The following is an 11,589-nucleotide window of genomic DNA, read 5'->3' on the forward strand; positions in this document are numbered from 1 at the left end:
GAAATAGCTCAGGAAGAACGCTTGTTGCGCATGACGCCGAGCGCAGCAACACCCATCAGCAGCAGCGGGATGGAGGCAGGCAGCGGCACCGGCGATGGTGGAACAACGGTCGATACAAAGTCATTCATCGTGATGTCGGCGTCGTTGGAGCCGACGAGAGTCATCTGGATCGCGCCGATCTTGAGGAAGTTGATGCCCGCGAATTCCGAGAACAGCGTGTAATTCGTGGTGCCCTTGTCCGCAGTGGTCAAGGTCTTGGTCACACTGACGGATGAAACATCGTCCCAGACTTGCAGCGTCAGCGTGAACGGCTGGTCGATCGAGATGATGTCGAAGGCAAAGGCGTCATTGGACCCGAGGACGAGGTCAACACCGCCCAGACCGAAGGTATCGACGGACAACGGATTGCCATCCGTGCCACCATCCCATGTCAGAATGCCGGTGCCGCTGGTTCCGGAGCTGTTGGATACGCTGAAAAAGCCGCTTTTCGCGGCGTCATTGTTGGTGCTGACGATCGTGCCGAAAAGCTCTCCGTCGTGGTTGACCGCCTGAATGGAGCGGGAGCCGCCAATGATGGATGCGCCGCTGACTTGAGCGGAAGGCGACCCACCGGGGAAGGTACCATCCACAACCAGGGATTGTGCATCGAACGTATCGATGCTGACCACCGCTGCGGATGCCGCTGAAACTGAAAGTGTTGTTGCAGTCAAAGCTGCTATTATTTTGATAAAACTCATGAAAACCTCAATAAACGGTGCTTTCGAAAAGCACGCAAGAAATGTGAATCCTGAAAAGAAATGTACTGATAACCTGCAGAAAAACGCTCTGCCCAATAAATTATAGCTTTTAACGTGTCGTCAATGCAAGATCCCTGACTAGGGAGTCTGCGGCGATATCCGGTCTTAGTTAAGGAGAGTTTTTTGCTTGATGATACCAAGCCTGCGTCCGCCGGTCAGACTGTGACCGACATTGCCTTGATGGAATTGCAGAACATCACGCTGCGGTTTGGCGGGGTGGTTGCGATCAATGACATATCCTTTGACATCCGCCAGGGCGAGGTGCGCGCGATCATCGGGCCCAACGGGGCTGGCAAGTCAAGTATGCTCAACATTATCAGTGGGTTCTATACGCCATCGGAAGGGCAGATCCTGTACAAGGGCGCGCCGCGCCCTGCGATGCGGCCCTATGAGGTGGCCCGGACCGGGGTGGCGCGGACGTTCCAGAATATTGCCCTGTTCGAGGGGATGACCGTTCTCGACAATGTCATGACCGGGCGGCTGACGCATATGAATGCGGGGATTTTTTCGCAGGCTTTATGGTTGGGAAAAGCCCGCAATGAAGAAATTGCCAATCGGGAAATTGTTGAAAAGGTTATTGATTTTCTTGAAATACAAAACATTCGCAAGACTCCGGTCGGGCGGCTTTCTTATGGATTGAAAAAACGGGTGGAGCTGGCGCGGGCGCTGGCGGCGGAGCCTTCGATCCTTTTGCTCGACGAGCCGATGGCGGGGATGAATGTCGAGGAAAAGGAGGACATGAGCCGCTTTATCCTGGATGTGAATGACGAATTCGGCACCACCATTGCGCTGATCGAACATGACATGGGGGTTGTCATGGATCTGTCGGACCGGGTGGTCGTGATGGATTACGGCAAGAAGATCGGCGACGGAACGCCGGATGAGGTGCGCAACAATCAGGATGTGATCGACGCCTATCTGGGGGTGGCGCATTGAGGAAAACGGGGGGTGGAGAGCGTATGGAAAACGTATGGAAAACGTATGGCTGGCGTAGGGGGGGTGGGAGATGCTGAATCAGATCTTTGTCGCGCCCTTTGTGGACATGTTCGCCGCCCCTGATTTCCTGTTGCAGGTGCTTTGGGAGGGGCTGGTGAGCGGCATCCTTTATGCGCTGATCGCGCTGGGGTTTGTTCTGATCTTCCGGTCTTCGCGCATCTTCAACTTTGCCCAAGGCATCATGGTGGTGTTCGCCGCGCTGACGTTGGTCGGGCTCTACGAGATGGGTGTGCCGGCCTGGGTGTCGGTTGTGCTGACTCTGGGGGTGATGTTCATTCTGGCGGTGAGCATCGAAAAGATCGTGCTGCGCCCGCTGGTGGGGCAGCCGGATATCATCCTGTTCATGGCGACCATCGGGATCACGCTGTTTCTGATCGGATTGGGTGAGATCATCTTTGGCGGTGAGAACAAGGTCATGATCACCGAAGCCCTGGGCATTCCGACCGGGTCGGTGGTGTTCGAGCCTTGGGGCGGTCTGCTGATCCTGGAAGAAAAGGACATCACGGCGGTGGGGGTCGCGGGGATGCTGGTGGTGGCGCTGCTGCTGTTCCTGAACAAGACGCGCATGGGCCGGGCAATCCGGGCGCTGGGAGATGACCCGCAGGCGGCGCTGTCGGTCGGGATTTCGCTGCAGACGATCTGGGTGCTGGTCTGGTTCATCGCGGGAATCATCGCGCTGGTGACCGGCGTGGCCTGGGGCGCGCGGGCGGGCGTTTCGTTTGCACTTGAGGTGATTGCCTACAAGGCGCTGCCGGTGCTGATGCTGGGCGGGCTGGAAAGCATCACCGGCGCGATCATCGGCGGGCTGATGATCGGGATGCTGGAAAAGCTGTTCGAGATCTACTGGGGTCAGCCGATCCTGGGCGGCAATACCGAGACATGGTTTGCCTTTGTGCTGGCGCTGATCGTGCTGCTGTTCCGCCCGCAAGGCCTGTTCGGGGAGAAGATCATCGAGAGGGTTTGAAGCGGCGGTCTGCCGATATCAGCGGGGGTGCGGTTTGGAGGAGCCGGAACGCCTGCGGCGGGCGCGTATTTAAGAAAGAGAAGAAGATCAGGACCCCGACAGGGGGTTGAGATCAGGGGGCCCCGAGAGGGGTGGGGAGGAAAAGACCAGATGCTGTACAGAACGGCGGGGCAGTTCAAGACAAGTTACAAGGCGGATCAGGCATTGTTTCCCGTGAAGCAGGACGCGATCCTGCTGGGCGTGATATTGGTGTTTGCCTGGGTGGTATTTCCGCTGGCGGCGAGCGAGTTCACCTTTCAGACGCTGCTGATTCCGATCCTGATTTACGCCCTGGCGGCCATGGGGCTGAACATCCTCACGGGGTATGCCGGGCAGCTGTCGCTGGGCACGGCGGCGTTTATGGGGGTGGGGGCCTATGCGTGCTACAAGATGGTGACGCTGATGCCCTGGATGAACCCGATTGTGGCGATCCTGCTGTCGGGGGTGTTTTCCGCCGGGGTGGGGGTGGCGTTTGGCATTCCCAGCTTGCGGATCAAGGGGTTTTATCTGGCCATTGCGACCTTGGCGGCGCAGTTTTTTCTGGTCTGGTTGTTCGAGAAATGGGCGTGGCTTTATAACTACAACGCCTCGGGTGCGATTCAGGTGCCGAATCTGGAGATGTTCGGGGTCTATGTGGCGGGGCCGCAGGCGGACAGCCTTGTGCAGTATTACGTGGTGCTGGCCATCGTGTCGGTGATGACGATGCTGTGCATCAACCTCACGCGCGGGACCTTGGGGCGGACCTGGAAGGCGACGCGGGATGTGGACATTGCCGCCGAGCTGATCGGCATCAACCTGATGAAGAGCAAGCTGACGGCGTTCATGGTGTCATCCTATATCGTCGGTGTGGCGGGGGCGCTGTTCGTGTTCATGTGGCGGGGGGCGGCAGAGCCGAACCTGTTCGACATCCCGCTGTCGTTCCGCATCCTGTTCATCGCGATCATCGGCGGGTTGGGGTCGATCCTGGGCAATTATCTGGGCGCGATCCTGATTGTGGGCCTGCCGGTGGTGCTGGGCACGCTGCCCGCCGCGCTGGGGGTGCCGATCGCGTCGTCCATGGTCGAGCATATCAATGTGATGATGGTGGGCGCGCTGATCATTTTCTTTCTGATCATTGAACCACACGGGCTGGCGCAGCTGTGGCGGCTGATCCGCGAGAAGCTGATTATCTGGCCGTTTCCGCATTAGGGGACGGCCCCATAAAAAAGACGACAACATCCAAGGGAGGAGACCTGAGATGAGACATTTTACCAGACTGGCGGCACTGGCGGCGTTTGGCGCGGTGCTGGGTACGGGCACGGTGGCGCAGGAGCTGTATGCGCCGAACCTGGCCTATCGCACCGGGCCGTTTGCGGCGACGGGCATTCCGCTGATGAACGGGCAGCGCGATTACATGACGATGCTGAACGCACGCGACGGCGGCATTGGCGGCGTGGCGATCAATTTCGAGGAATGCGAGACCGGCTATTCCACCGAAAAGGGCGTGGAATGTTATGAAAAGACCAAGGGGCAGGCGATTGTGACGCAGCCCTGGTCGACGGGCATCACGCTGCAGGTGCTGCCCAAGAGCAATGTGGATCAGATCCCGATCCTTGCGCCCGGCTATGGCTTTAGCCCGATGGCCGATGGCAAGGTGTTCCAGTGGGCCTTCAACACGCCGGCGAGCTACTGGGATGCCGCGTCGATGATGCTGGAATACATCGGGGAGGAGAACCTGAAGGGCAAGAAGGTCGCATTCCTGCATCTGGACCACCCGTTCGGCAAGGAACCCCTGCCGCTGATGGAGAAGAAGGCGGCGGATATCGGGTTCGAGCTGCTTCCGATTCCCGTGGGCCTGAAAGAGATGCAGAACCAGTCGGCGCAGTGGTTGCAGATCCGTCGCGAGCGGCCCGATTATGTGATCATGTGGGGCTGGGGCGCGATGAATGCCGGGGCGATCACCGAGGCGGTCAAGACCCGGTTCCCGATGGACAAGATGATCGGCGTCTGGTGGGCGGGGCATGACGCCGACCTCAAGATCGTGGGCGAGGATGGCAAGGGCTACAAATCCATCAGCTTTTCCTATCCGGTTCTGGATGCGCCGCTGATGGCGGATATCCAGAAATATGTGGTGGATGAGGGCAAGACCCTGTCCAACGAAGAGGAAATGCAGGGCGTGTTCTATTCGCGCGGTCTGGTGATTTCGATGATCCTGGCCGAGGGTATCAAGGTGGCGCAGGAGCATGCCGGAACGGCCGAGATTTCGCCGTCGGATCTGCGCTGGGGCCTGGAGAATCTGAACATCACCGAGGCGCGGCTGGCCGAGCTGGGGATGACTGGCATGGTGCCGCCGTTCCAGACCACCTGTGCCAACCACACCGGGCATTCCGGCGGCTGGATGCTGGAATGGGATGGTGAGAAGTTCCAGAAGGTGAGCGATCTGCTGCAGGCCGAGGCTGAGGTGATCGCACCGCTGGAGGCGCAGATGGCGGCGGAATACGCGGCGGCCAACGAACCCTGGCCGGTGAGTGCGTGCAACTGATCTGAGCCTGCCTGACGGCGGCGCGTGGTGCCGCCGTCGGGATTTTGCGTATTTGGAAAGAGAAGAAGATGCTGGACAGCGCGCCGATCCGTGAGCCCCTGCTTGAGGTCAACAATATCGAGGTGATTTATAATCACGTCATTCTGGTGCTGAAGGGCGTATCGCTGTCGGTGCCCAAGGGCGGGATCACCACGCTGTTGGGGGGCAATGGTGCGGGCAAGACCACGACGCTGAAGGCGATTTCGAACCTGTTGCAGTCCGAACGGGGCGCGGTCACCAAGGGGTCTATCAAGTACAAGGGGGAGACGGTGCAGGGCCGTGATCCGGCGGAGCTGGTGCGGCGCGGCGTCATTCAGGTGATGGAGGGGCGGCATTGTTTCCAGCATCTGACGGTCGAGGAGAACCTGATGACCGGCGCCTATACGCGGCGCGACGGCAAGGGGGCCGTGGCTGCGGATCTGGAAATGGTCTATGATTATTTCCCGCGCCTGCGCGAGCGGCGGAAATCTCAGGCCGGGTATACGAGCGGGGGCGAGCAGCAGATGTGTGCCATTGGCCGCGCGCTGATGTCCCGCCCCGAGATGATCCTGCTGGACGAGCCGTCCATGGGTCTGGCACCGCAGCTGGTCGAGCAGATTTTCGAGATTGTGAAATCGGTGAATGAGGCGGAGGGGCTGTCGTTTCTTTTGGCCGAGCAGAACACCAATGTGGCGCTGCGGTTTGCCCATACGGGGTATATTCTGGAATCGGGGCGCGTGGTGATGGAGGGGCTGGCCGCGGATCTGCGCGAGAACCCGGATGTGAAGGAATTTTATCTGGGCATGTCGGATGAGGGGCGCAAAAGCTTTCGCGATGTGCGCAGCTATCGGCGGCGCAAGCGCTGGCTGGCGTGAGGAGGATCAACCTTGGGAGGGGTTTCAGGATGAGACGTTTCGGAACTTTGGCGGTTTTGGCCGTGATGCTGGCGCTGCCTGCGGGGGCGCAGGAGCTGATCGAGAGGACCGAGTTGAGCCGCAGCCCGCTGAGCGGGTCGGAGGTGATGGAGGTGGTGGTGGCCAAGCTGGTCGTGCAGCCGGGCGGCTATATCCCCAAGCACACACATCCGGGGGATGAAAACTCGGTCGTGGCGGTTGGCGGGCAGATGATTTTGCCTGATGGCCGCGAAGTGCCCTTTGCCGATGACATGCCGCTGCATTTTGCCGAGGGTGAGGTGCATGGCGGGCTGACGGTGGCGGGGGATCATCCGGTGGTGATCTACACCACGCATATCGTGGACAAGACCAAGCCGTTTCAGGTGCTGGCCGAATAGGGCCGTTGCGGCGACAGGGAGTTTGAGATGAGCAGCTATTTCGATGCTTTGGAGACGCGCAGTGCCGACGCGCGCGCGGCTGATCAGCTGGCGGCGCTGATCGAACAGGTTGAGCGCGTGGCGGCGCATCCGGGCGCCTGCCGGATCGCGGCGGAGTCGGTGCAGAGCCTCGATGATCTGCGGCATCTGCCGGTGTTGCGCAAATCTGATCTGGTCGCCTGGCAAAAGGAAAACCCGCCCTTTGGGGGGATGCTGGTGCGCAATATGGCGCATGTGTTCCAGAGCCCGGGGCCGATTTATGAGCCGGGCGGGGTCAGCCCGGACTGGTGGCGCATGGGGCGGTTTCTGAACGCCTGCCGGATCGGGGTGGGGGATATCGTGCAGAACTGCTTTGGCTATCATCTGACGCCGGCCGGCATGATCTTTGAATCCGGGGCGCGGGCTGTGGGGGCGGCGGTGCTGCCTGCCGGAACCGGCCAGACCGAGTTGCAAGTGACGGCCGCGCGGGATGTGGGGGTGAGCTGTTACGCCGGGACGCCGGATTTCCTGAAGGTGATCCTTGAGAAAGCCGATGAGATGGGCGTGACGCTGGGCATCACCAAGGCGGCCGTGGGGGGTGGTGCGCTGTTCCCGTCGCTGCGGGCCTATTACGCGGGGCGGGGGATTTCCTGTCTGCAGTGTTATGCCACCGCCGATCTGGGCAATGTCGCCTATGAATCCGATGCGATGGAGGGGATGATTGTCGATGAGCATGTGATCGTCGAGATTGTCACCCCCGGCACCGGCGATCCCGTGCCCGAGGGTGAGGTTGGCGAGGTTGTGGTGACCACGCTGAACCCGGATTATCCGCTGATCCGCTTTGCCACGGGCGATCTGAGCGCTGTGATGCCGGGGAGCAGCCCTTGCGGGCGGACCAACATGCGCATCAAGGGCTGGATGGGCCGGGCCGATCAGACCACCAAGATCAAGGGCATGTTTGTGCGCCCTGAACAGGTGGCGGCGCTGGTCGCAAAACACCCCGAGATTGACCGCGCACGGGTTGTCGCGAGCCGCGAGGGGGAGAGCGATGTGATGACCGTGCGGATCGAGACCACGGGTGGCGATGCGGATGCCTTTGCGGCGAGCGTGGCAGAGGTGCTGAAGCTGAAAGGCCGCGTAGAGATGGTGGCGCCGGGCGGGTTGCCGCGCGATGGTCTGGTGATCGAGGATCAGCGCAAATACGACTGAGCCGGATTGCTGCAGGCGCCTGTATTCTCAGTAGGTGGCAACCAAATCCCTGCGCCGCGCGTTTGTCCTGTGACATAGGCTGGTACAAGGGAATGGTGTGATGATGCGTATTTTGATGGGTTCGGTGGCTGTCCTGAGCTTTGCGGCGGGGGCGGCCTGGGCTGAAAGCGATGCGCTGATCATCGGCAATTCCGACTATTCGGTGATGGAGCGGCTGACCGGTGGTGATGGTGTGCTGTCGGCCACGGCGCCGCTGGAAAAGGCCGGGTTTCAGGTTGTGTCGCTTGGGCAGGCCACAGCAACACAGATGCAGGACGGGTTTGGGCGGTTTTTGAGCGGGCTAGACCCGGCGGCGGACCGGGTGGCGGTCGTGCTGTCGGGGCGGTTCGCGCATACGCTGACGGACAGCTATCTGTTGCCGGTCGAGATGACGTCGCCGCTGGATGATGCGACCGTGCTGCGCGATGGTCTGCCGCTGTCGCAGGTGATGGCGGTGCTGGGGCGCTATCCCGGGCAGGCACTGCTGTTGCTGGGGGATGGAGACGCGGGCGAGTTTGACGGGCAGATCGTGACCGGCGGTCTTGGCGATCTGGCGGTGCCGCAGGGCGTCAGTGTGTTACAGGGGCCTGCATCGGATGTGGCCAAGTTTGCCCGCAGCGATCTGGGCCAGTCGGGCGAATCGGTATTGGACGCCGGAACAGTCGCGGGGTTGCGCGTCAGCGGCTATGCACCGCAGGGATTCGTGTTCATGAAGACGGCGGCAGTGGCGCCGGGAACGGCGACGGCGCCCGGTGCTGCGCCTGCGCCCACCCCCAAGCCACAGGTCAGCGAATCGGACGAGGCGCTGTGGCAATCGGTGCGCGAGCGGGATGATGTCGCGGGCTATCAGAGCTATCTGGATGCCTTTCCCCGTGGCACCCACGCCAGCGATGCGCAGGCGCGGATCGACGCGATCAAGGCCGAACCGTTTCGCGATGCACGTCAGGGAGAAGACGCGCTGAGCCTGAGCCGTGATGCCCGGCGCGAGATCCAGCGCGATCTGTCGCTGCTGGAGTTTGACACCAAGGGGATCGACGGGATCTTTGGCCCCGGCACCCGGACGGCGGTGCAGAGCTGGCAGGGCAAGAACGGATTTCCCGCCTCTGGCTATCTGAGTGAGGAGCAGATCACCCGGCTGAACGGTCAGGCGGACCGGCGCGCGGCGGATCTTGAGGCGCAGGCGCAGGAGCGTCAGGCCGAGCAGGAACGGCTGGACCGCGCCTATTGGGACGAGACGGGGGCAGAGGGGGATGCGCCCGGGTTGCGCGCCTACCTCAAGCGCTATCCCGACGGGGTGTTTGCCGAGGTGGCACAAGAGCGCCTGAGCGGGTTCGAGGACGAACAGCGCCAGCAGGCCGCAACGCGGGACCGCGAGGCCTGGGATCAGGCGCGCGCTGTCGGGTCCATCGCGGGCTATCAGAGCTATCTGGAGACCTTTCCCGAAGGCGCCTTTGCCGAGCAGGCCAGGGCTGAGATCGACGCGCAGCAGGTGCCTTCGGCGGATGCACAGGCAGAGGCACAGGCCGAAGCACAAGAGGCTGCGCTGAACCTGAACCAGTCCGCACGGCGCATCGCCGAGGACAGGCTCGAGGCGCTTGGCCTGAAACCCGGTGAGGTGGATGGCGTGTTCGATGAGCGGACCCGTCGTGCGATTCGCCGATATCAGGAATCGCGCGAGCTGAACGTCACGGGCTATCTGGATCAGTCGACCGTGGTGCGGCTGCTGGCGGATTCGATCCTGCGCTAAGGCGGAACGCTACGGGGTACAGAATAGAATCACGGCGGCGGGGCCATCCTGCCGCCGTTTCCTTTTGGGGATTCGGGAGGGGCACGTGGTTTTGCTGCGCCGGATAATTGCGACATCCCAAAGAAAAAGCCACCCCGTGAGGGGTGGCCTTTTCAGATACCGATCTTTCAGACCAGTTCAGCCCTGACGGGCTTTGAACCGGGGGTGTGTCTTGTTAATGACATAGACACGGCCCTTGCGGCGCACAACGCGGCAGTCGCGGTGGCGGCTCTTGAGAGAGCGGAGCGAGTTCTTGACCTTCATTTTGGTCTCTCCTCTTTCGCGGCGCGCGAGCGCCTTTCAGGTTGCGGGCACTTTGACCCGACGGGCCAAAGCAGGTGATCTCATGGTGGGCGGTACAAGGATCGAACTTGTGACCCCTTCGATGTCAACGAAGTGCTCTACCGCTGAGCTAACCGCCCACTTACCGGGTTGTCCCCCAGCGCCCCGTCGTTAAACAGGGCGCGGAAATCCGCGCCGGTTCGGGTCCTATAAAAGGAGTCGCTGGCGGGATCAAGGGCTTTTGGCAATCGAAAAAATCGGTTTATGTGTTGTCCAAAGGAGCAGCGATGCCGAAAGTCGCCTTTCATCTTGCCCGACCAGCGGCTGACACCTCTTGCGTGGTCTTTGCATCGCCGCACAGCGGGCGCGATTACCCGTGGTCCTTTATGCGTCAGACCCTGCTGGACGAACATGCGATTCGCTCTTCCGAGGATGCTTATGTGGATCAGCTGTTCGCCTGTGCGCCGCAGTTCGGGGCGCCGTTCCTGACCGCGATTGCGCCGCGCGCCTTTGTGGATCTGAACCGCAGCTGTGACGAGCTGGATCCGGCGCTGATCGAGGGGGTGCGCCGGGGCGGGCATAATCCGCGCGTGGCCAGTGGTCTGGGCGTGGTGCCGCGCGTGGTGGCGAACGGGCGCGCGATCTATCGTGGCAAGCTGCCCATGGCCGAGGCAGAGCGGCGAATCCATGATTTTTGGTACCCCTATCACCGGGAGTTGCAGAAACTGCTGCAGGCCGCGCATCAGCGGTTTGGAAAGGCCATTCTGATCGACTGTCATTCCATGCCGCACGAGGCGGTCGACGGCATCGTGCGCAGTGGTGCGCCCCGGCCCGATATCGTGATTGGGGACCGGTTCGGCGCCTCGGCAGATCTGGCGATTGTGGATCGGATCGAGGCAGCCTTTGCCGGAGCGGGGCTGGTTGTTGCGCGTAATGCGCCCTTTGCCGGGGCCTATATCACCCAGGCCTATGGCCGCCCGTCGCGTCACCAGCATGCGGTCCAGATCGAAATCGATCGCGGCATCTACATGGACGAGCAGCTGATTCGCCCGAATGCGCATTTCAACGCGTTCCGGGATCTGCTGCGCGGTGTTATCGCGGATATTGCCACAATCGGGCGGGGCGAGGAGCGGCTTGCGGCGGAGTAGCTGCCCGTTGCGCTCAGATCACCGCGTCCAGCGCCTGTTCAAGCGGTGTGGCATCGTCGATCTGCAAGCGCACCGGCAGGGTCAGAACCTTCATTCGGAAAGATTCGGGCAGGCGCACCGCGTCCTTTTCAGTGGTGACAAGCTGGGCGCCAAGGGCTTTTGCCTCAACCTCTAGCCGGGTCATCAGGGCGGCGGTCAGTGGCTGGTGATCTTCCAGCGGTTCGGCGCGGACCAGATCGGCGCCAAGGCCCTGCAGTGTGGCAAAGAACTTGGCCGGGTGGCCGATCCCGGCAAAGGCCAGGGCGCGCAGGCCCTGCCAGTCCATGCCGGTCTGCAGCGGTGCGAGGTGGCCGGTCATGTGCGGCAAGGTCACGCGGTCCCCCCACTGGGCCGCAAAATGCGCCTGTGCCGGGCCGGGGCCGATCGACAGCAGCAGATCGGCGCGGGCCAGGCCGGGGGCGATGGGTTCGCGCAGCGGCCC

The 11,589-nt window shown here is 61.7% G+C and carries 12 protein-coding genes and 1 tRNA gene; 9 read left to right on the top strand and 4 right to left on the bottom strand.

Features of this window, described 5'->3' with window-relative positions; translation table 11 throughout:
• Positions 1–8: 8 nt before the first annotated feature.
• Entirely contained in the window at positions 9–737 is a 729-nt protein-coding gene (locus P775_RS09040; RefSeq protein ID WP_099910690.1) for a VPLPA-CTERM sorting domain-containing protein, read from the bottom strand.
• 240 nt (positions 738–977) lie between these two features.
• On the opposite strand from P775_RS09040, the gene P775_RS09045 reads away from it, so the two are divergent.
• The 8 genes from P775_RS09045 (at position 978) to P775_RS09080 (ending at position 9,639) form a co-directional block, all read left to right on the top strand.
• Complete coding sequence (locus P775_RS09045; protein WP_245875616.1) at positions 978–1,733, top strand: ABC transporter ATP-binding protein; 756 nt, start codon at positions 978–980, stop codon at positions 1,731–1,733.
• A 70-nt stretch (positions 1,734–1,803) separates the two neighbouring features.
• Positions 1,804–2,757, top strand: a complete 954-nt coding sequence (locus tag P775_RS09050) for a branched-chain amino acid ABC transporter permease (protein ID WP_099910692.1) — start codon at positions 1,804–1,806, stop codon at positions 2,755–2,757.
• Between the two features lie 150 nt (positions 2,758–2,907).
• Entirely contained in the window at positions 2,908–3,984 is a 1,077-nt protein-coding gene (locus tag P775_RS09055; RefSeq protein WP_099910693.1) for a branched-chain amino acid ABC transporter permease, read from the top strand.
• A 49-nt stretch (positions 3,985–4,033) separates the two neighbouring features.
• On the top strand, positions 4,034–5,317 hold the full coding sequence (locus P775_RS09060) for an ABC transporter substrate-binding protein (RefSeq protein ID WP_099910694.1): 1,284 nt from the start codon (positions 4,034–4,036) through the stop codon (positions 5,315–5,317).
• A gap of 68 nt (positions 5,318–5,385) precedes the next feature.
• Positions 5,386–6,210: an ABC transporter ATP-binding protein gene (locus P775_RS09065; protein WP_099910695.1), complete on the top strand. Its 825-nt coding sequence runs from the start codon at positions 5,386–5,388 to the stop codon at positions 6,208–6,210.
• A gap of 29 nt (positions 6,211–6,239) precedes the next feature.
• Complete coding sequence (locus tag P775_RS09070; protein ID WP_143520848.1) at positions 6,240–6,626, top strand: cupin domain-containing protein; 387 nt, start codon at positions 6,240–6,242, stop codon at positions 6,624–6,626.
• Between the two features lie 27 nt (positions 6,627–6,653).
• Positions 6,654–7,853 carry a phenylacetate--CoA ligase family protein gene (locus P775_RS09075; RefSeq protein ID WP_099910697.1) on the top strand — a complete coding sequence of 400 codons (1,200 nt, stop codon included), beginning with the start codon at positions 6,654–6,656 and terminating at the stop codon, positions 7,851–7,853.
• Between the two features lie 100 nt (positions 7,854–7,953).
• On the top strand, positions 7,954–9,639 hold the full coding sequence (locus tag P775_RS09080; RefSeq protein WP_099910698.1) for a peptidoglycan-binding domain-containing protein: 1,686 nt from the start codon (positions 7,954–7,956) through the stop codon (positions 9,637–9,639).
• Between the two features lie 177 nt (positions 9,640–9,816).
• Here P775_RS09080 and ykgO read toward each other — a convergent pair whose 3' ends face one another.
• Both ykgO and P775_RS09090 read right to left on the bottom strand, forming a co-directional pair.
• On the bottom strand, positions 9,817–9,942 hold the full coding sequence (gene ykgO / locus P775_RS09085) for a type B 50S ribosomal protein L36 (protein WP_089269051.1): 126 nt from the start codon (positions 9,940–9,942) through the stop codon (positions 9,817–9,819).
• A gap of 83 nt (positions 9,943–10,025) precedes the next feature.
• Positions 10,026–10,100 (bottom strand) — tRNA-Val (locus tag P775_RS09090).
• A 147-nt stretch (positions 10,101–10,247) separates the two neighbouring features.
• Between P775_RS09090 and P775_RS09095 the strand changes: the two genes are divergently transcribed.
• The gene (locus P775_RS09095) at positions 10,248–11,108 is read left to right on the top strand and encodes an N-formylglutamate amidohydrolase (protein ID WP_099910699.1); all 861 of its coding nucleotides are present in this window, start codon (positions 10,248–10,250) and stop codon (positions 11,106–11,108) included.
• A gap of 13 nt (positions 11,109–11,121) precedes the next feature.
• Here P775_RS09095 and P775_RS09100 read toward each other — a convergent pair.
• On the bottom strand, positions 11,122–11,589 hold a 468-nt coding region (locus P775_RS09100; RefSeq protein WP_143520849.1), incomplete at its 5' end, for a tetraacyldisaccharide 4'-kinase.

Source organism: Puniceibacterium antarcticum, from assembly GCF_002760615.1.
In the GTDB taxonomy this organism is placed as follows: domain Bacteria; phylum Pseudomonadota; class Alphaproteobacteria; order Rhodobacterales; family Rhodobacteraceae; genus Puniceibacterium; species Puniceibacterium antarcticum.

What these genes read in the sequence shown, in the direction of transcription:
- P775_RS09040 (WP_099910690.1), bottom strand. Translation starts at nt 737, where the DNA reads ATGAGTTTTATCAAAATAATAGCAGCTTTGACTGCAACAACACTTTCA.
- P775_RS09045 (WP_245875616.1), top strand. Translation starts at nt 978, where the DNA reads ATGGAATTGCAGAACATCACGCTGCGGTTTGGCGGGGTGGTTGCGATC.
- P775_RS09050 (WP_099910692.1), top strand. Translation starts at nt 1,804, where the DNA reads ATGCTGAATCAGATCTTTGTCGCGCCCTTTGTGGACATGTTCGCCGCC.
- P775_RS09055 (WP_099910693.1), top strand. Translation starts at nt 2,908, where the DNA reads ATGCTGTACAGAACGGCGGGGCAGTTCAAGACAAGTTACAAGGCGGAT.
- P775_RS09060 (WP_099910694.1), top strand. Translation starts at nt 4,034, where the DNA reads ATGAGACATTTTACCAGACTGGCGGCACTGGCGGCGTTTGGCGCGGTG.
- P775_RS09065 (WP_099910695.1), top strand. Translation starts at nt 5,386, where the DNA reads ATGCTGGACAGCGCGCCGATCCGTGAGCCCCTGCTTGAGGTCAACAAT.
- P775_RS09070 (WP_143520848.1), top strand. Translation starts at nt 6,240, where the DNA reads ATGAGACGTTTCGGAACTTTGGCGGTTTTGGCCGTGATGCTGGCGCTG.
- P775_RS09075 (WP_099910697.1), top strand. Translation starts at nt 6,654, where the DNA reads ATGAGCAGCTATTTCGATGCTTTGGAGACGCGCAGTGCCGACGCGCGC.
- P775_RS09080 (WP_099910698.1), top strand. Translation starts at nt 7,954, where the DNA reads ATGATGCGTATTTTGATGGGTTCGGTGGCTGTCCTGAGCTTTGCGGCG.
- ykgO (WP_089269051.1), bottom strand. Translation starts at nt 9,942, where the DNA reads ATGAAGGTCAAGAACTCGCTCCGCTCTCTCAAGAGCCGCCACCGCGAC.
- P775_RS09095 (WP_099910699.1), top strand. Translation starts at nt 10,248, where the DNA reads ATGCCGAAAGTCGCCTTTCATCTTGCCCGACCAGCGGCTGACACCTCT.